Raw genomic sequence first — 18,516 nt, forward strand, 5'->3', positions numbered from 1 at the left:
CGTTCGATACGGGTTTTTCGTATATTTCGGCTTGTCAGGTTGTTTTAAGCTTGTTCGTTATAGTAGGGCGATAATACTGTTACATAGAGCGTTCGTTTTTATTAAGGAAAAGTTACTTGTATTCTTGTTTTTAAAGCTGGCGCTAATATTTCTAGCTGGTGTTGGTATCTACTATTTCGAAGATCCAGTCCAGCCAGCAGTGTTTAGCTCTGGCTTCCATAGTTTGTGGTGTGGTTTCAATACCAGCTGGGTTAGTGGCTTCGTCTTTTCAAATACTCGTGACTTAGAAGGATAGTGTTGTTGATTTTTACAAGTTGCAATAAAAAACGGGCCCTAAGGCCCGTTTGCTTACAATCTACATTCAGCTTTCAACCTAAAGATCGTTAGCCGATCTATTACCCCTCACGCCAACTATCAATACTAGGACAAGAACAAACCAAGTTCTTATCGCCATAAGCATTGTCTATACGCGCAACCGGTGGCCAGTATTTGCTGAACTCCATGCCGTCTATGGGGTAGGCGGCGAGTTTGCGGCTGTAGCTGTGGGGCCATTCGTCGTTGCTTAGTTCGGCGGCGGTGTGTGGCGCGTTGACTACGGGGTTGCTTTCTAGGGTGAGTTCACCGTTTTCTACCATGGCGATTTCTTTGCGTATGCTAATCATGGCGTCGATAAATCTATCCAGCTCTTCCTTGGGCTCTGATTCGGTGGGCTCTATCATAAGTGTGCCCGGTACCGGGAACGACATAGTAGGTGCGTGAAAGCCGTAATCGTTTAAGCGTTTGGCGATATCTTCGCCGCCTATGCCGGTGCTTTCTTTTAACGGGCGTATATCAATAATGCATTCGTGAGCAACGCGGTTATTGCGGCCAGTAAAGAGTATGGGGTAGTGGCTTTCTAAACGCTTGGCGATGTAGTTGGCGCTTAATATGGCTACTTGGGTGGCGTTTTTAAGGCCTTGCTCACCCATCATGGAGATGTACATCCAAGTAATAGGTAGTATGGATGCGCTGCCCCAAGTGGCAGATGACACTACATCGTTGTTTATGTCCAAGCCTTCTATCGGTTGCACTGGGTTGTTAGCCAAGAAAGGTGCCAGGTGTTTTTTAACACCTATAGGCCCCATGCCTGGGCCACCACCGCCGTGGGGTATGCAAAAGGTTTTGTGTAAGTTTAAGTGCGATACGTCGGCACCAAATTTACCGGGGGCAGCTATGCCCACCATGGCGTTTAAGTTAGCGCCGTCTAGGTAAACCTGGCCGCCGTATTGGTGGATTACATCGCATACTTCGGTGATGTGCTCTTCAAATACACCGTGGGTAGAGGGGTAGGTCACCATGAGTGCGGCTAGGTCATCTTTGTGTTTTTCAGCTTTTTGTTTTAAGTCTTCAAAGTTGATGTTGCCATTTTTGTCGCACTCGACGATTTCAATTTTCATGCCTGCTAGTGCGGCGCTGGCAGGGTTGGTGCCGTGGGCCGAGCTGGGGATTAGGCATAGGTTGCGCTGGTGATCGCCGCGGCTTTGGTGGTATTTCATAATCGCCAATAAGCCTGCGTATTCACCTTGCGCGCCAGAGTTAGGTTGCAGCGACATGGCATCGTAACCAGTGCATTGTTCTAACATGCGCTCTAACTGTTTAAATAAGGTGAGGTAACCCTGCGCTTGATCTTGTGGTGCGAAGGGGTGCATGTTGGCAAATTCTGGCCAGCTTACCGGTAGCATTTCGGCAGTGGCGTTGAGCTTCATGGTGCAAGAGCCCAGCGCAATCATGGAGTGGGTTAGGGTGATGTCTTTGTTTTCCAGGCGCTTCATATAACGCAGCATTTCGGTTTCGGAGTGATGCTGGTTAAACACGGGGTGGGTTAATAAATCGCTGCTGCGTTGGTAGGCGGCGGGTATGCCGCTGTTGCCAGCAATTTCGTCGTCTATTGCTTCTACGCTAAAGTCTATGCAGGCACCGCTGATAATGGCCCATAACATTTCTATATCGTCAGTGCTGGTGAGTTCATCCAGGCTGATAGAAATTTTATCGCCGTCGATTAAACGTAAGTTAACCTCGGCGGCTAAGGCGCGCTCGTTGATGGCTTGCTGTTGATCACCTACGTTTAGGGTAAGGGTATCAAACCAGCTATTGTTAGCGCTGTTAATCCCCAGTTTTTCTAAACCTGCGGCCAAAATATTAGTGTAGCGGTGTATGCGGTTGGCAATATTTTTTAAACCCTGTGGGCCATGATACACCGCGTAAAACGAGGCCATAATGGCTAGCAAGGCCTGCGCGGTGCAGATGTTGCTGGTGGCTTTTTCGCGGCGTATATGTTGCTCGCGGGTTTGCATGGCCATGCGTAGCGCTTGGTTGCCGTGGCGATCTATAGATACGCCAATAATGCGGCCCGGGGTAGAGCGTTTAAAGCTATCGCGGGTGGCAAAGTAGGCGGCGTGTGGGCCACCAAAGCCCATGGGCACACCAAAGCGTTGGCTGTTGCCCAGCACTACGTCGGCACCGAGTTCACCGGGAGGGGTTAAAACTACTAGACTCATAATGTCGGCGGCCACGGCTACTAAGGTACCTTGCGCGTGGGCGGCATCGGTGAGGGTTTTTAAATCGGTGATATGGCCGTAGGTGTTGGGGTATTGTACTAATGCGCCATAAACCTCTTGCCCGATTAACTCTTCGGCGGCACCCATCACAATCTCAAAGCCACAGGTTTCGGCGCGAGTTTTTACCACGGCGATGGTTTGTGGGTGTACGTCGTTGGCGATAAAAAATTTGTCGGATTTATTTTTTTTGTTGCAGCGTTTTAGCAGCGTCATGGCTTCAGCGGCGGCGGTGCCTTCATCCAGCAGTGAGGCGTTGGCCAAGTCCATGCCGGTTAAATCCATGATCATTTGCTGGTAGTTTAATAGCGCCTCTAAACGCCCTTGCGAAATTTCGGGTTGGTAAGGGGTGTAGGCGGTGTACCAGCCGGGGTTTTCTAATACGTTGCGCAAAATAACATTGGGCGTAAGGGTGGGGTGGTAGCCCATGCCTATAAAATTGCGCATTAATTTGTTTTGTTTGGCGATGGCTTTAAGCTGCGCCAGGGTGTCGGCTTCGGTTTGCGGTGTGGCTAAGTCCATGGGCTGTTTAAGCCGTATATTGCTGGGCACGGTGCTGTCGATTAATTCATCCAGGCTGTTAAGGCCTAGTAGCTTTAACATGTCGGCCTGCTGTTGGGCGTCGGGGCCTATGTGGCGATGGATAAACTCATCGCGGGCTTGTAATTCAGATAGGCTGGCATCGAGCTTAAGCATGGATAATATCTCCAAAAAGTATTAGCTGTGATGGCTGTGTACAGCCATCGGTAAAGTTGCAATAAATTGAATTTTTTAACGGTAATTAGCGTACGTAGTTTTGTGGGGTAAAGGGCATTTTTACCACTTCTACCGCTATGGTTTTGCCACGTAATAACACCGCAATTTGGCTGCCTATGGCGGCGTGCTCGGCACTGACATAGCCCATGGCTACCGGTGCGCCCACGGTGGGGCCAAAGCCGCCACTGGTAACGCGGCCTATGCTGTTGCCAGGGCTATCCATCAGCTCGGCGCCTTCGCGCACGGGCGCGCGGCCATTAATTTTTAAGCCCACCCGTTTGCGGCTGGCACCGTTTTCTATTTGCGCCGCGATGATGTCGGCGCCGGGGTAGCCGCCAGCTTTTTCGCCGCCGGGGCGACGGGATTTGCTAATCGACCATAATAGGCCCGCTTCTACTGGAGTAGTGCTGGTATCTAAATCGTGGCCGTACAGGCACAAGCCCACTTCCAGGCGCAGCGAGTCGCGCGCGCCCAGGCCTATGGCCTCAACTTCGTCTAAGGCTAGCAGCTGTTGCGCAAAGGCGGTGGCGTGCTGGGCGGGTATGGAAATTTCGTAGCCGTCTTCGCCGGTGTAACCTGCACAGCTAACAAAGCATTCAACCTCTGCGCCATCTATTGTAACGGTGGCGGGGCTGGCGCTCATAAAGCGCAACTCGGCAGCGCTGGGGATAAGTTGGTCCAGGGCGGCGCGAGCTTGTGGGCCTTGCAGGGCCAGTAGGGCGTGGTCTTCTATTACTTCTATGTCAAAGCCGTTGAGGTGGGCGCGCAGGTGGGCGATGTCTTGCTCTTTACAGGCGGCGTTTACCACTAAAAAGAACTCATCGTCGGCTAGGCGGGTGATCATTAAGTCATCTAAAATGCCGCCTTGCTCATTGGTGAACACCGCATAGCTTTGTTTGAATTTGGGCAGTACCGCTAGGTCTACGGGGACTAAGGCTTCTAGGGCCTCGGTAATGCCTGCGCCTTTAATGCGCACTTGGCCCATGTGTGATACATCAAACAAGCCGGCTTGCTCGCGGCAGTGGTTATGCTCTTTAAGTACACCCAGTGGGTATTGTACGGGCATGGCATAGCCAGCAAAGGGCACCATTTTGGCACCTAGTGCCAGGTGCAAATCGTACAGTGGGGTGTGAAGTAGCGGGCTGTTTGACGGGCTATCTGACATGCTTGTGCTCCCAGCCTTGTGGCTGCTGACAGGTGGATACAGAGGCGGCATATTACCGCTGGATCATATATAACAGAAGTTAATTATTATTATTGTTGGATAAGAAAATCTAATGGGATAAGCTGGCATGCACTGCATAGTTAACTATGAGGAAAAGCTATGGTAATGAAAAACCTGCCCATGGATATGCTGCGCTCTTTGGTGGTGATTAATGATGAGGGTGGTTTCACCGCCGCTGCCGATAAGCTGGGCCGCACCCAACCCGCGATTAGCCAGCAAATTAAAAAACTGGAGAGCCTGGTAGAGCGCCCACTGCTCAATAGGAATAGCCCTAAGCTGGAGCTAACCCCCGCCGGTGAGATGTTTTTGCGTTATGCCCGGCAAATATTAGCGCTAAATGATGAGCTGGTAGGCCAGTTTGCCAACCCGCTAATGAGTGGTCGCATCAAAGTGGGTATACCCAGTGAGTTTGCCACTACACTGCTGCCCAAGATTATTGGCCGCTTTGCCAAAACCTACCCCGATGTGAGTTTGGATATTAGCTGTGATCTCAGCCGTAATTTGCTTTCTGACGAGCAGCGCAAGCAGTACGATTTGATTTTGGCCCTACATGATAGGGTCACCCCCCAGCAGCGCCGTTCGCAAAAAGATTTAATAAAAACTGATGATTTGGTGTGGGTAGGTAGCGAAGGCTCGCGCGCCCATTTACAAGATACCTTGCCCTTGGTGGCAGCCCCCAGTGGTTGTATTTACCGGCAGCGGGCTTTGCAAAAACTGGGGCAGGCCAAGCGCAGCTGCCGCATTGTTTACAATATTTCTGATTTAACCGGCATAGAGGCAGCCCTGCATGAGGGCTTGGGGGTCACAGTGCTGGCTCGCAGCACGGTGCCTAGCTCGCTGACGATTATAGAGTCCTGCGAGCAACTGCCCGCGTTGGGCTCTATAGGTATAGGTTTAAAGCAACTGCACCCCGGTGATAACCCGGTGGTGCAGGTGTTGGCTGATTTTATTAAAGCCGGCCTGGCTTAGCAGCCGGCTCCTAGTCTCTAGCTTCTAGTCGCTAGAATCTTAACCCTAGCGTTTAACCTGCATTAATTGCTAAAGCTAAGCGGCTTACTTCTTGGGCCAGTTGTTGTACCCGCTGGGCAGCTGTTTCATCTATCAGCTGGCCTTGCTCATCAAAAGCGGCATAGGCATTGGGTAGGGCAACTTGGCTGGGGCTGATGATGGCGCCCAGGTTAAACAGTATGTCGCGGGTGTGGCTAAGGCCGCGTATGCCACCTAAACCACCGGGTGACGCTGCCATTAAGCCCACGACTTTACTGTGAAAGGCCGAGCCTATATCGCTGGTGTTGCTGGGGCGCGATAACCAATCGATGGCGTTCTTAAGCACGCCTGAAATCGAACCATTGTATTCAGGGCTGGCCAATAAAATGCCTTGGCTGTTGGCGAATAGGGCTTTTAAGTCGTTGACGCTGGCGGGCGTGCCTTCGGCTTCTAGATCCTCAGAAAATAGCGGTATATTAAAATCCGCCAAGTCTAAATACTGCACAGTAACGCCATGCTGCTCGGCGGCTAGACCCGCAGCCTGGACTAGGCGTTTGTTGAGTGATTGCTCTTTTAGGCTACCGGCTAGGGCGATGAGTGTTGTCATTGTTGTTGCTCCAGTTTATTGCTTTATAGGGTTGTGGTGATTGATGGGGCTAGTTTACCTAAGCAAAATTGAAGAGAAATAATATCTGTGCAACACTTCTGTGCATGAGTACACATAACGAAAAACCACAAGCTGATTGGAACGACATACATATTGCCTACCAGGTTGCGATATGTGGCACCTTAACTGCTGCCGCCGAAGCCTTAGGCGTGCACCACAGCACGGTGTTACGGCGGGTCAATGCCCTAGAGCAGCGCTTGGGCACTAAGTTGTTCCACCGCCATGCGCGTGGCTATGTGCCTACTGAGGCGGGGCTGCTGCTAACCCAAACCGCTGAAAATACCCAAAATCATTTCGATCGCCTGCTAGGCCAGCTGCAAAGCACCGATAGCCAGCTCACCGGCAGCTTGGTGATTACCAGTGTGAACAGCCTGTCTGATTATTTAATCCCTTTGCTGGCGGAGTTTTGCCAGCGCTATCCGCAAATAAAGTTGGAGTTTGCGGCTGAAAGCCGAGTGCTAAAGCTGGAGCATGGCGAGGCTCATGTGGGGATTAGGCCGGGTAAAAAACCCAGCAACCCCGATTATGTGGTGCAGCACTTGGCTAAGGTGGCGAGCAGCCTTTATGGCAGTGCCCAATACGTGGCCAAGCACGGTTTGATGCAGGGCTTGGAGTATCATCAGCAGCATAGATTTGTGAGTACGATTGCGCCTTTTTCTATGGTGGCGGCTATGCGTTGGATGAATGATACCTTGGCGGCTGAGCAAATCACCATGCGGGTCAGTGACTTTACCGGTTTTGTACCGGCGATACGCTCAGGCTTTGGTATAGCGCCGCTTAATTGCTGGCAGGCCTATGGCGATAACAGCCTGCGGCCCATGCTTAGCCCGCCACCTGAGTGGCAGTTTGACTTGTGGTTAACTACCCATGGCGACATGCATCGCTCTGCTAAGGTGCAGGCCTTTACCCAGTTTTTAAAGCAACGCTTTGCTGAAGATAAGGCCAGGTTATTGGGGGCGTTTTAAAAACTGCGCTTGGGGTTTTTGCTGCCAGCAAAACGACGCGGTTTGTTGTTTTGCTCGACAGGGCTTTTTTTATCACTACTCTCTTGTGTAGCAGGGGCAGGGGCAGGGGCAGGGGCAGGTTCGGGGCTGTTATCAGTGGTGATGTGTTTGGCTTTGGCTTTGGGTTTAACAGCGGGGGCTGTTACAGCTGGTTCGCTGCGCGTAACTTGCTGGTAGAGTTTAGCTTTGAGGTATAGCTGTTCGACTTTTTCCCGCGCCCAAGGGGTGCGGCGTAAAAAAGTAAGGCTGGATTTAACCGAGGGGTTGTTGTGAAAGCAGCGTATGTCTATGCGCTGGGCCAGCTCTTGCCAGCCAAAATGATCCACTAATTGAGTAACAATATCAGCTAGCTTAATGCCGTGTAGTGGGTTATTAGGCTGGCTGGGAGGCTGCTGTGGCTTAGTGGTATCGCTCATTATCTTGTTTTACTTAATGGTCTATGTGATTTACAGGGATATTCCTGGGGCAATAGCTGGTAATATTACGCACTATTGTTAGCAAAGTCATTTTAGCGCCAGCGCCTAAGCTTGGCCGCCCCCCTTGTAGAGGTTTTCATGTCTAAGTTTTTCTTTAAAGGCCGTATTGATGCACGCGAAAAATACCAAAATTACGGCCATCAAACCAAGGCCGCCCACAAGGCGGGCAGTCAAAAATACCCATTACAGCTGCGGGTTAATAGTGATGAGCGTAAGCAGGAAATCGAAAAAGTGGTGGCCGAGCAGGGCTGGTTTGCCACTATTACGGTGGATGCCGAGCAAGAAGAAAACACCCATGATTTAGATTTGCTATTGGCTAAGGCGCAAACGCAGCGCTTTGAAAAAACGCCAGGCCGAAATGACCCCTGCCTTTGTGGTAGTGGTAAAAAATATAAAAAATGCTGTGCTTAGCGGCTAATATTGCTGGGGGCTTATTCGGCGCCCAGCAATAAGTCTAAGGGATAACCTGAAAAAGGTTTGATGTCACCAATAATTAATTGTGAATTCATTTTTTCTATACCTATTTCTTGCTGCACCAGATCTTCGCTGAGTTCATTAAACTCGGCGGCGTCGCGGCAAATAAAATGTACGATATAGTCAAACTGCCCCGACACCATATAGCAGGCGGTAATTTGTGGAATGGCGTCGATGACGCTGCGGAAATGCCTAGCTAATTTAGGCTCTTGGCTTTTTAAAGCAATACTCACAATAAAATGGGCGTGGGGGATTTTCTTTAAATTGATATTGGCAGCGTGGGGTTGCAGGTAGTTTTCTTGTTTTAATTTACGCACGCGGCTAAGGCAGGCGCTTTCTGATAAGCCTATTTCATCCGCCAAACGCTGATTGCTAATAGTGGCATCTTTTTGCAAGGTGTTAAGTATGCGTAGGTTTATTTTGTCTAGTTTCACAGTTATGGCCTAGCTGTTTATCAAGGTGAAGTTGCAAATAAGCGATTATGAACGATCAAATTTGCGGCTTAAATAAATAGAGGTTTGGGTGCGCTCTATGCCTTCTATAGAAATAATTTTATCTATCTGCTGATCTAAGCTTTCGGTCGTTTCTTCTTGTACCTGCGCACATAAATCGTATTGGCCAGAAATAGAGTGCAGGGTTTGTACGGCTTTAATTTGCTCAATTTTTTTGGATACTTGCGCTAATTTTTTTTGATCGGCGGCGATCAATACATTGGCGCAAACCTGCCTTTGTAAATATTCCGGGTGTAGACGTACAGTATAGCCCTGAATAATTTGGCTGCGCTCCAGCCGCCTTATATGTTCTTGCACCGTGGCGCGGGTGACTTGTAAACGTTTGGCCAGCTCGGTAATACTCAGGCGGCTGTTTTCTAGTAATAGCGCTAACAGGTTCTTATCGAGTGTGTCCACAGTGCACCTTGTTTTGTCGTTTTGTCGTTTTGGCGTGACTGGCCAAATTGATCTTTAAAGTGCGCAAAATATACGCATAAGCAATAATTGTGTAAATAGGTGTTTTTCGCAATTATCGGTCGCCAAGGGCATACAATTCAGCATTTTATTGCAAAAAAAGTGAAATATAGCTGCCGCTAGCAGCGCTGCTAGAGCTGCTTAGCTATACGAATTTAAGCGTTTTGATAAGTCAATTGAGCTTATTGTGTAAAATTAACAGGCATATTGATCGCTTAGCTTATTCAATATAGCGGGTTAGCCTCGTACACTTTTTTCCGTTTTAGCTTGTGCGTCCTAGCCAAGCTGTTGCTAGAAAAATAATATCCTCAAGGATTAGATCAAAAAATATAAGCATTAACCGTAACTGCTGGACGCTGGTGCGCTTATTTCAAGGCTAATTTGCTGGCTTAGGCTGGCGTAGCTATCACTATGCGTGTTTTGCGCTATGCAGTTAGTACGGAATCATTATGGCTAAAGATGTACGCCCCCCCAGTCTTGTTGACGCTTTAATACCTGCCTTGGTATTAGTTTTATTATTGGCCTGCTCGGTGTTTTTATTTGGCGACGCCTCATCCAGTGGTGCCAACCAAATCGCTTTGTTAGTGGCTTCGGCGGTTGCGATTATAGTGGGTATCAAAAACGGTCTCAGTTGGGAGACTATAGAAAAGGGCATTATTGAAGGCGTGTCGGTTTCTCTGCGGGCGATTATGATTTTGTTTGCCGTGGGTACGTTAATAGGCAGTTGGATTTTATCGGGTACTGTGCCCACCATGATTTATTATGGCCTGCGTTTACTAGATCCCAGTATTTTTTACGCAGCCTGCTGCGTGATTTCGGCCTTTGTGGCATTGAGCATAGGCAGCTCGTGGACAGTGGCAGGTACTATAGGTATAGGTTTAATAGGTACCGCTGCGGCCTTAGGTTTGCCCTTGGAAATTACCGCAGGTGCGATAATTTCCGGTGCTTATTTTGGCGATAAAATGTCGCCCTTATCTGATACAACTAACTTAGCACCGGCAGTGGCGGGCACTGATTTATTTACTCATATTAAACATATGGCCTGGACCACTGGCCCCAGTATTATTATTTCGCTGATTATTTTTACCATTATTGGTTTGTTTTATACCCCTAGCGGTACGGCCAATACCATGGCAGAAACATTGGATCTATTGGATCAGCAGTTTTATATAAATGTCATTTTATTATTGCCTTTGGTATTAGTGTTGGCGCTGGCGATGAAACAGTTTCCTGCGTTGCCCACTATTTTAGGGGGGACTTTAATAGGCTGTATTTTTGCGTTGGTGTTTCAGCCCGATGTTATTTATCAATTGGCCGGTAATACTGATATCCCCTTAGCGCTGGCCTTGTTTAAAGGTGTGTGGATGGTATTGTTTGATGGTTATGTGGCTAACACTGGCCATGCGGCTATCGATGATTTGCTGACCCGCGGTGGTATGTCGTCTATGTTGAATACGGTGTGGTTGGTATTAATGGCGATGATCTTTGGCGCGGTGTTGGATAAGGTGGGTTTATTAGCCCGCCTGGTACAAGGCATATTAAGCTCGGTAAAATCTACCGGTAGTTTAATCGCTGTGACTATAGCCTCGTGTATGGGGGCTAATATTATTACCGCTGATCAGTATATCTCTATTGTGTTACCCGGCCGTATGTACCGTTTGGAATTTGAGCGCCGCGGTTTGGCCCCGCAAAATCTATCGCGGGTGTTAGAAGACTCCGCCACCATTACCTCACCCTTAATCCCCTGGAATACATGCGGTGCTTTTATGGCAGGTACTTTAGGGGTGGCGACTTTTGCTTATTTACCTTACTGCTTTTTTAATTTAATTAACCCGGTGATTTCTTTAATTTATGGTTTTACGGGTTTTAAGTTAACGCCTTTACAGCCAGCTGTTAAAACAGAGGGGGGGAGCAAGGAACTTGATAGCCAAGATGTGGAGCTAACTGCGGCTAATTAACCGCTATTTTTTGTTGGCTAGGGGTTTAGGTAATGGATAGATCTGCTGTCTTAGCAAAATCAGCCTTGCTTCTGAAGTATTGCGCTTCGAAGCAAGGATAATAACTTTAGATGCTTATTTACTGCCTAGCTTTAGCACTGCTGCTTTGGGTGCAGGGATGTACTAGCAGCTGTCTTGTAAACAGCTGCCAGCTGACAATGCCCTAAAGCATTACAATCACGCCGACATATTATCCAAATACCATTGCAAAAATTTCATCTGCAATTCTTCAAACTCTGGGTGCAAAGGCCCTGGCTCATAAAAGTCTGACAAGGCACCTTCGGCGTTGCGGCTGATGATATAGGCATCTTCCATGGTGGTGTCATGCCATAGCGCGGTGAGTTCGGCTTTGTTGTAGTCTTTGCCTTCTTCGGCATCGCCATTCACAAACCACACTACGTCCATATCGGTTTTATGCTGGCCGCGGGGGATAAAACGATACAGCACTGCATGGTCACAATAGTTGAGCATAAAGGTGAAGGGGCCGATTTGAAAATCGCCTGCGCCACCATCGTAGCCGCCTATATCGCCCATGAGTGGTGCAACTGGCTGGCCATCTTTGCTGCCGGTTAAGTAGCCTTCGTATAAGCCATAGCGGTCGTGCCATATATCGCAGCCAAACGCTTCGGCATCGGTATATTCTTTACTAACGGTTTCACAAAAAGCGCTGCCCAAGCCAGTAATAGCGGGGGAGTTTTTATGAACTTCCTCAACGCGCTGTTTAACGTTTTCCCATTTCTCGCGCAGGGTGTGAATTTTTGCATATTGCCTATGGGAGGTGGCGCAGTGATAACACTCTAAATAATTCTCTATTACAAATTTCCAGTTGGCGCCTACGGTATAAGTTTCGCGGTCGGCTATTTTGGCATTCTCTAAGCGGTAGGGGCCTAAGCTGGGTTCCAGCTGGGCTAGATGCTTGCCCAAGTCGGGAGCGTCGGCATTGAAGTTAATAAAAATCATGCCGTGAAAAATAGTGTGGCTAACGGGTTTTAACGGGTAATGATCACAGGAGAAATTTTCTAAAGCTTCCATTTCGCGGGCGCGTTTTAATGTGCCGTTAGTGTCATAGGCCCAGCCGTGGTAGGGGCAAACAAAGGCTTTTTTATTACCGCATTGTTCTTCGGCTACTCGGGCACCGCGGTGGCGGCAGACATTTAAAAAACTATGTATGCTGTTATCTTCGTGGCGGCAAATAATGGCGGAGTCGTTGCCCACATCACATAAAAAGTAATCGCCGCTATTTGGGATTTCGCTAATATGGCCCGCGTATATCCAGCTATTAAAAAAAAGTTTTTTTAATTCGCGTTTATAAATTACATCGGATTGGTAAAAGTAAGTGGGTAGGCTGGTACCTTGTTTACTTTTTTGTTGCTCCACCATGCTGTTGGCGACGATGCTTGAATCGTCTTGATCTGTTGCAAATACCGCGGTCATACATCACTCCTGCTGATTTCATTGGCCTTTATAGTGCTAGGCTTTATTGTTCATCTGCCCCTGTTACTGGGCATGTGAGTTAGTAAGGGAAAGTGCTCCTTACTAAAGTTTATCGCTGTGCCGGGTAGGCCTTGCGATAAAGAGCTTAAGGTTCTGTAACCTTAGGCTGTGAATCAGGTGTTGTTGTTATTGCTTGAGTTTGTAAGCTTGTCGTCGCCTACTGGGGCTAAGCCCGCTACCGTGTATGGATAAAGTTTATACCATACTGCTATTTGAATGCTTATACAATAAGACTAAATTAAACGATTGTCTGTCATTATTTGTGTCAATCTTGTAAAGAAATATAGTGTTTCCGAGGTGGGATAATAGCGGTGAAATTACTTTGTTATTGATAGGGGGGGGTAAGGCGCGGGGGCTTAATCTAAAGAATAGGACAAGCCCAGTAATTGCTTAAGTTCGCCCTGTTGTTTGAGTTGTTGTAGGGCTAGGTTAAATTGTTTGATAAAGGCTTGGTTGCTAAGGGTGGCATGGCAAACTATGCGCTCGGGATGTTTTTGCATAGATTGGCTGGCATCGTAGTGTAGTTTTGCTAGCTCTTTGCTGTTGAGCAGGTTCCATATGTCGGGGGTGTAGGCGGCAAATGCATCGATGCGTTTGGCGATTAGCTTACGATAATTTAAGGCGAGATCTCTGACCGGCTCTACCTCAAAGTAACCGCTGTTGCGCATTTGCTCAAACTCAGCACTAAATCTCATGCCGGTGCGCACCCCCACTTTTTTGCCTTTTAAAGCTTGTAGGTCGCTAATAATTGCATCGTCGTGGCGGGTGAATATATAAGCCATGGCGTAGTTAAAAGGTAGGCTTTGTATGGTGGGAAAGTTAAAAATAGTGCCGTCCTCATCGGAGGGCGCAATGCAGTCAGCCAGCTGGTGATTAAAATTATGCTTGGCCCTGACTATGGGGCTGTATTGCAGAGTAAAGTTAACGCCTAAGCTCTGTATACGGCTGAGTACTTTATTGTAGCTGCCGGTTTGTTGCTGGTTGATGAGGCCAGTAAGTTGGTAGACGGCGATTTGTGGCGTTTCGCTAACTGCTTTTGCGCTAAAGAGTAGTGTGCAAGCGTATAGCGTAACAGCGGCAGGGAAACATCGATTTTGATACCAGCTATACATCTTGCAGGGCGCCTAATTAAATACTGTTGTTATAGGATAGCGTTAAAATAAGGTTATGCCCCAAGTAAGTGCCACAATGACTACTGCTAAAAAGACGGCCGCAGAGCCCATATCTTTGGCTTTGCCACTGAGTTCATGGCGCTCTTGCCCTATGCGATCTATGGCGGCTTCCACCGCAGAGTTAAGTAGCTCCACAATTAACAATAACAGCACGCTGCCTATCATCAAGATGCGCTCTACACTGCTAACGTCTAATAAGCAGGCTAAGGGGATAAGCACGGCGGCCAGGTAGACCTCTTCTCTAAACGCGGCTTCGCCATGAAAGGCTTGGAGAAAGCCTTGGCGTGAATAGTTAGCGGCGTTGAGTAAGCGTTTCAGGCTGCTGGGTTGTCTTTCGGCCACGGAGTTTCCTTCTTATAAGTAAAAAAGTTTGTTTAATATGAATGGCACTTACTTAAGCCATTGCCTGCATTGTCATACCGGCGAATGCCGGTATCCATAGCAACACAAGCGTTTTTAAAGCGTAATAATGTCAGCTTGTTGTTGCTGAGCAAAATCTTTGAGCTGCTCGCTATTACCCTGGTGTGTCACTATGGCCAGGCTGGCTAGCTCCGGTTTTAAATAGTTTTGGGTCACCCGCTTTAAGTCCTCTAGGGAGACTTTTAGTACATTGGCTCTAAAGGCGCGGCGCTGGGCCGGGGTGCGATCGAACAAGTTGTTGTGGAAAGCAGTTTTGGCCTCACCAGCAGGTGAGCTGGGTTTATCTAAGCTGCTAATGACCCCCAGTATGGCCTGCTCTAAATGCTCGCTATCGTGTGTGTTGTTGAGCATCCAGTCTATGGCGGCATCGAAATCGGTCAGGGTTTCGACTATGCGTGGGTCGCGGTAGGAGTAAAACCTAAAGGCTGCAATATTATTATCCTGGCTGGCACCGCCGCCGTAGGCACCGCCTTGCTCGCGGATGACTCGGTGTAAATAACCGTTGCGTAAATAACCGCCCAATACCGTGAGTGCTGCCGCATCGGGGTGGTTAGAGGTAACTGTGGGGTAAGCCTTGGCACAGAAGTTGACTTGGGTATTGGCCACCCAGATTTGTTTGCGCTGGGCTCTAATGGCGGGTAATTGCAGTGCTGGCTGGCCGGGGTTGGCTTGCTGGCCCCAAAGCTGCTCTAAGGTTTGCTGGCATTCGGCCAGCTTGTCGGCCTCGGCGATCAGCAGTAATTGCTTTTTGCCTGCCAATATCTGCTGGTGCAGGCTTTGTAGCTGCTGGGCATAGGCTTTTAAGGTGGCCTCGTCTTGGTTGGCTTGGTCCAGGCCTTTAAGCGTTTGTATGCCCTGTAGGCCGCTGAGCTTATGGCTAAGCTCGGCTTGCGGGCTCATGCCGCTGCTGGCGGCTGTCATGGCCAGGCTGTGGCCGTTGTTGGTCACGGATTGATCGCGTCTGGCGCGCTGCTGACTCATCAGTTCGCGCAGGCGGGGCAGTTCGTCAAAGCGTACCTGTAGCAGTGTATCTTGCATAAGCTGGGCTTGAGCGGCCTGGTTGCGGGCCAGGGCCTTGGAAGACAATACAAAATAGCTTTTGACGGCCTGTTCGTCATCGGGGCTGCCGCGCAGGGTGCTGAAGGCATTAATGCTGCCGCATACGCTGGCTTGGCGTGATTGGGTAGCTAGGTAGTCTTGCTCGCCTATACCCAGCTCGGTGAGGTTGCTGGTGTAGTAGGGCATCAGTGCCAGTAGCTCATCGCTGAGTTGTGGCAGCTCTATGATTAATTGCTGGTACACCAGGCCATTAGTGCCTTGGGCATAGCTGCTTAAGGGCAGTTCGCCTATGTGGCTGTGCTCACCATCGACTATGTGTATGTCTGTGGGTACATCGCTTAGGCCTACCTTGGGCAGTATGGACTCGTCGTCTTTTTGTTGCTGCCTGTCGGCTAGCGCTTTGGCCTGGGCTATGACTTGTTGTTTTTGCTGCTCGTCCATGGCTGCTTTAATAGCGGCTAGTTTAGTGGCCTCGGCGGCTTCTTTGCGCTGCGCTAGTTGCTGATCGGGGGTCATGACTAGGGTGACGCGGTGTTGGTTATTGAGCAGTAAGTCTTGAGCCAGCTGTTTGATAAAGTTGGGGTCTTTAATATCTTCATGCAGCTGCTCTAATACTGGGTCTAGGTTGAGCAGGGCAATAGGGTCGCCGCGATGGGTGGCGCTGCCCATGGCGGTGAGTATCAATTGCAGACCAAAGGGGTAGCCGTCGCCGCCTACTTCGCGTTGGTGTAGCTCTAATTGGTGCAATACCGCCTCGACCTGCTCTTGCGGTACACCGTTGTCGGCAACCTCTTGCAGGGTGTTGAGTATCAGTTGCTCCACCGCTTCGGCGTGCTTGGCCTCGGTGCCTTCTAAGCCGCAAACAAAGGTGAGTTCGCGCATAGACTCTTCCAAACCGCATAGCGGTGAGGGGGCGCTGCCCAAGTCGGTGGTTTCCAAGGCTTGTTGCAGGGGCGAGGCGCTGTTATCCAGCAACACGCTGGCCAGCAGCTGGGCGCGCAGCATGCCTTGTAGGTCGGCGCTTTCGCCAAATAGCCAGCCCATCACCACATGGGTTTTGTTGTCACTGCTGCCTTCTTCATTAAAGGCGTAGCTCTCTTGCACCCGCAGCGGTGCTAGGTAGCGTTTTTCGGGGGGCACGTGTATGTGTATATCCAGCGCGTCGAAGCGTTTCAGGGCTTGCTCTTCAAAACGGGCGTGGTGCTCGGCAGCGGGGATGTCGCCAAAGGTCATAAAGATGGCGTTGCTGGGGTGGTAGTGGCTGCGGTAAAAGTCTGTTAGCTCTTGGTAGCTCAAATCGGGTATATCCGCTGGCTCGCCACCGCTGTTGTAGTGGTAGGTGGTGGTGGGGTAGAGGTATTTGCACAGGGTTTGCCACAGGGTGCTGGGCACCGAGCTCATCGCCCCTTTCATTTCGTTAAAGACCACACCTTTGTATACCAGATCGCTGTCGCTGTTTTCGGCTTCGGCAAACTCTACTCGGTGGCCTTCTTGGGCAAAGTCCAATTCATCCAGGCGCGAGAAAAACACCGCGTCTAAGTAGACCTCTAATAGGTTGTTAAAGTCTTTGCGGTTTTGGCTAGCAAAGGGGTAGGCGGTCCAGTCGGAGCTGGTAAAGGCATTCATAAAGGTGTTGAGTGAGCGCCGTATCATCATAAAGAAGGGATCGCGCACGGGGAATTTTTCGCTGCCGCACAAGGCGGTGTGTTCTAGTATGTGGGCCACACCGGTGGAGTCGTGGGGCACGGTGCGCAGCGCCACTAAAAATACATTTTCATCGTTGTCGGCGGCCATGTGATAGTGCACGGCGCCGGTTTTTTTGTGTTGGTATTCTTCTACGGTGATATTCAGTGAATCTATAACCTGGCTGCGTACCAGTTCAAAGGCGGGGTGTTGCGGTGAGTTTGTTGGCATGTGTGGGTCGCTTATGATGACGGTGAATGTGAAGCAGTGGTTGCCTATGCTGCAGCCATTGTAGCGTCAAAAGGGCGCGCGGGTACAGGTCGGTAACAGCCTGTTTATAAGCAAACTAAGCCGGGCTTAAGAACTGCTTGGGCTAATCCGTATGTGGTAAAGCCTGGGCCAGTTTTTACCGGTAACAAACAGGCGCTGTTGGTGGCTGTCGTAGGCTATGCCATTGAGTACATCGGTGTTGGCTTTGCGTAGCGAGTCGGGCAATAGGCCGCTTAAGTCTATACTGCCTTCTACTGCGCCGCTTTGGGGATTGATAATGATAATGCGTGAGCTCTGCCAGATATTGGCATAGATTTTCCCCTCTACCCATTCTAGCTCATTGAGGTTTATTACCGGCTGGCCGTGTTCGCTCACGGTGATGCTGTGGCTGGTGGTAAAATTTTCGGGGTTGATAAAATGCAGCTGCGCACTGCCATCGCTCATTATTAATTGTTGGCCGTTAGTACATAGGCCCCAGCCTTGGCCTTTGTAGCGGAATTGGCTAATGGGTTTTAAATTGTCTTGTTGGTACACCAATGCCAAACCTGCGCGCCAGGTGAGCTGGTAAATTTTTTGATTGAGCAGGGTAATGCCTTCAGCAAATAAATGCCTAGGCAGGGCATGTTGTTGTTCGGGGGCGTAGTGGTTGAGTGTGCGTACGCTTAGCCGCGAATGGCCGTAACGGCCAGCGCTCTCGTAGAGTTTACCCTGTGCAAAGGCCAAACCTTGGGTGAACAGCTGGGGGTTGTGAGGGTATTCGGCAACCACAGTATAGCGGTAGTGGCTAACGGCTTTGGCCTGCGCACTGTCAGCCCAGGTGGCAACAGGCCACCACCAGGCGCTTATTAATAATAAAAAAATGGGCATAATTAATTAAAAAGGTAATGAGCAAGCAATTAAAAATTTGATTGCTGAAAAATAAGTTTCGTTATTATTAGTGGCCGTTTTTTTTAATCTTCTTGGCGAGTTCTTTCATTAACATAGGCGATAGCATCACTTACCGCTTTGGTAACTTTATGGTTAATTTCGCTGCGCTCACCCGAGGAGAGATAAAACATCATATCAACGTCGTGGCGTATATAGCGTGGTGGTAAGTTGTTAAGCGCCACGCAAGAGACGTCGGCTATATATTCGCCGTCTACATCTTTGCCCACCAAGACTCTTTGTAACTCTTGTAGTACTAGGGTTTCGTAGTAGTTATGTATGCTATCTATATCGCTGGGGCTGCCGCCGCGAAAATTAAAACCTGAAAGTAGCATAGGGGGCTCCTGTT

15 protein-coding genes and 1 pseudogene are annotated in these 18,516 nt (G+C 49.3%); 4 read left to right on the forward strand and 12 right to left on the reverse strand.

What is annotated here, in order from left to right:
- Window positions 1-395: 395 nt before the first annotated feature.
- The gene (gene gcvP, locus NO559_RS12145) at window positions 396-3,290 is read right to left on the reverse strand and encodes an aminomethyl-transferring glycine dehydrogenase (RefSeq protein ID WP_258332113.1); all 2,895 of its coding nucleotides are present in this window, start codon (window positions 3,288-3,290) and stop codon (window positions 396-398) included.
- Window positions 3,291-3,375: 85 nt separating this feature from the next.
- Entirely contained in the window at window positions 3,376-4,515 is a 1,140-nt protein-coding gene (gene gcvT / locus NO559_RS12150; RefSeq protein ID WP_258332114.1) for a glycine cleavage system aminomethyltransferase GcvT, read from the reverse strand.
- A 159-nt stretch (window positions 4,516-4,674) separates the two neighbouring features.
- Here gcvT and NO559_RS12155 point away from each other — a divergent pair, with 159 nt between their 5' ends.
- A complete protein-coding gene (locus tag NO559_RS12155; RefSeq protein ID WP_258332115.1) occupies window positions 4,675-5,544 on the forward strand; it encodes a LysR family transcriptional regulator in 870 nt (289 codons plus the stop codon).
- 52 nt (window positions 5,545-5,596) lie between these two features.
- Here NO559_RS12155 and NO559_RS12160 read toward each other — a convergent pair whose 3' ends face one another.
- On the reverse strand, window positions 5,597-6,169 hold the full coding sequence (locus NO559_RS12160) for an NADPH-dependent FMN reductase (RefSeq protein ID WP_258332116.1): 573 nt from the start codon (window positions 6,167-6,169) through the stop codon (window positions 5,597-5,599).
- Window positions 6,170-6,273: 104 nt separating this feature from the next.
- On the opposite strand from NO559_RS12160, the gene NO559_RS12165 reads away from it, so the two are divergent.
- On the forward strand, window positions 6,274-7,194 hold the full coding sequence (locus tag NO559_RS12165; protein WP_258332117.1) for a LysR family transcriptional regulator: 921 nt from the start codon (window positions 6,274-6,276) through the stop codon (window positions 7,192-7,194).
- Window positions 7,195-7,418: 224 nt separating this feature from the next.
- Here NO559_RS12165 and NO559_RS17005 read toward each other — a convergent pair.
- Window positions 7,419-7,649, reverse strand: a pseudogene (locus NO559_RS17005) (VF530 family DNA-binding protein); the annotation flags it as partial.
- Between the two features lie 138 nt (window positions 7,650-7,787).
- Between NO559_RS17005 and NO559_RS12175 the strand changes: the two are divergent.
- The gene (locus NO559_RS12175) at window positions 7,788-8,120 is read left to right on the forward strand and encodes a PBPRA1643 family SWIM/SEC-C metal-binding motif protein (protein WP_258332119.1); all 333 of its coding nucleotides are present in this window, start codon (window positions 7,788-7,790) and stop codon (window positions 8,118-8,120) included.
- 20 nt (window positions 8,121-8,140) lie between these two features.
- Here the strand turns inward: NO559_RS12175 and NO559_RS12180 are convergent, their stop codons facing one another.
- Both NO559_RS12180 and NO559_RS12185 read right to left on the reverse strand, forming a co-directional pair.
- On the reverse strand, window positions 8,141-8,617 hold the full coding sequence (locus tag NO559_RS12180) for an Lrp/AsnC family transcriptional regulator (protein ID WP_258332120.1): 477 nt from the start codon (window positions 8,615-8,617) through the stop codon (window positions 8,141-8,143).
- Between the two features lie 45 nt (window positions 8,618-8,662).
- Window positions 8,663-9,091, reverse strand: coding sequence for an Lrp/AsnC family transcriptional regulator (locus tag NO559_RS12185; RefSeq protein ID WP_258332121.1), 429 nt, complete (start codon window positions 9,089-9,091; stop codon window positions 8,663-8,665).
- 506 nt (window positions 9,092-9,597) lie between these two features.
- Between NO559_RS12185 and nhaC the strand changes: the two genes are divergently transcribed.
- Window positions 9,598-11,106: a Na+/H+ antiporter NhaC gene (nhaC, locus tag NO559_RS12190; RefSeq protein ID WP_258332122.1), complete on the forward strand. Its 1,509-nt coding sequence runs from the start codon at window positions 9,598-9,600 to the stop codon at window positions 11,104-11,106.
- A 216-nt stretch (window positions 11,107-11,322) separates the two neighbouring features.
- Here nhaC and NO559_RS12195 read toward each other — a convergent pair whose 3' ends face one another.
- The 6 genes from NO559_RS12195 to NO559_RS12220 form a co-directional block, all read right to left on the reverse strand.
- Window positions 11,323-12,579 carry an aromatic ring-hydroxylating dioxygenase subunit alpha gene (locus NO559_RS12195; protein WP_258332123.1) on the reverse strand — a complete coding sequence of 419 codons (1,257 nt, stop codon included), beginning with the start codon at window positions 12,577-12,579 and terminating at the stop codon, window positions 11,323-11,325.
- A 416-nt stretch (window positions 12,580-12,995) separates the two neighbouring features.
- Window positions 12,996-13,751, reverse strand: coding sequence for an ABC transporter substrate-binding protein (locus NO559_RS12200; RefSeq protein WP_258332124.1), 756 nt, complete (start codon window positions 13,749-13,751; stop codon window positions 12,996-12,998).
- Between the two features lie 42 nt (window positions 13,752-13,793).
- A complete protein-coding gene (locus NO559_RS12205; RefSeq protein ID WP_258332125.1) occupies window positions 13,794-14,153 on the reverse strand; it encodes a diacylglycerol kinase in 360 nt (119 codons plus the stop codon).
- Window positions 14,154-14,267: 114 nt separating this feature from the next.
- Entirely contained in the window at window positions 14,268-17,204 is a 2,937-nt protein-coding gene (locus tag NO559_RS12210) for an insulinase family protein (protein ID WP_258332126.1), read from the reverse strand.
- 126 nt (window positions 17,205-17,330) lie between these two features.
- Window positions 17,331-18,110: a glutaminyl-peptide cyclotransferase gene (locus NO559_RS12215; protein ID WP_258332127.1), complete on the reverse strand. Its 780-nt coding sequence runs from the start codon at window positions 18,108-18,110 to the stop codon at window positions 17,331-17,333.
- A gap of 83 nt (window positions 18,111-18,193) precedes the next feature.
- Entirely contained in the window at window positions 18,194-18,502 is a 309-nt protein-coding gene (locus NO559_RS12220) for a late competence development ComFB family protein (protein WP_258332128.1), read from the reverse strand.
- Window positions 18,503-18,516 lie beyond the last annotated feature (14 nt).

The sequence above is a fragment of the Dasania sp. GY-MA-18 genome (assembly GCF_024734385.1).
Lineage (GTDB): Bacteria > Pseudomonadota > Gammaproteobacteria > Pseudomonadales > Dasaniaceae > Dasania > Dasania phycosphaerae.

Excerpts from the sequence above, each read along its gene's own strand:
- NO559_RS12155 (WP_258332115.1), top strand. The coding sequence starts at position 4,675 with ATGGTAATGAAAAACCTGCCCATGGATATGCTGCGCTCTTTGGTGGTG.
- NO559_RS12195 (WP_258332123.1), bottom strand. The coding sequence starts at position 12,579 with ATGACCGCGGTATTTGCAACAGATCAAGACGATTCAAGCATCGTCGCC.
- NO559_RS12200 (WP_258332124.1), bottom strand. The coding sequence starts at position 13,751 with ATGTATAGCTGGTATCAAAATCGATGTTTCCCTGCCGCTGTTACGCTA.
- gcvT (WP_258332114.1), bottom strand. The coding sequence starts at position 4,515 with ATGTCAGATAGCCCGTCAAACAGCCCGCTACTTCACACCCCACTGTAC.
- NO559_RS12160 (WP_258332116.1), bottom strand. The coding sequence starts at position 6,169 with ATGACAACACTCATCGCCCTAGCCGGTAGCCTAAAAGAGCAATCACTC.
- NO559_RS12165 (WP_258332117.1), top strand. The coding sequence starts at position 6,274 with ATGAGTACACATAACGAAAAACCACAAGCTGATTGGAACGACATACAT.
- NO559_RS12175 (WP_258332119.1), top strand. The coding sequence starts at position 7,788 with ATGTCTAAGTTTTTCTTTAAAGGCCGTATTGATGCACGCGAAAAATAC.
- nhaC (WP_258332122.1), top strand. The coding sequence starts at position 9,598 with ATGGCTAAAGATGTACGCCCCCCCAGTCTTGTTGACGCTTTAATACCT.
- NO559_RS12215 (WP_258332127.1), bottom strand. The coding sequence starts at position 18,110 with ATGCCCATTTTTTTATTATTAATAAGCGCCTGGTGGTGGCCTGTTGCC.
- NO559_RS12220 (WP_258332128.1), bottom strand. The coding sequence starts at position 18,502 with ATGCTACTTTCAGGTTTTAATTTTCGCGGCGGCAGCCCCAGCGATATA.
- NO559_RS12210 (WP_258332126.1), bottom strand. The coding sequence starts at position 17,204 with ATGCCAACAAACTCACCGCAACACCCCGCCTTTGAACTGGTACGCAGC.
- gcvP (WP_258332113.1), bottom strand. The coding sequence starts at position 3,290 with ATGCTTAAGCTCGATGCCAGCCTATCTGAATTACAAGCCCGCGATGAG.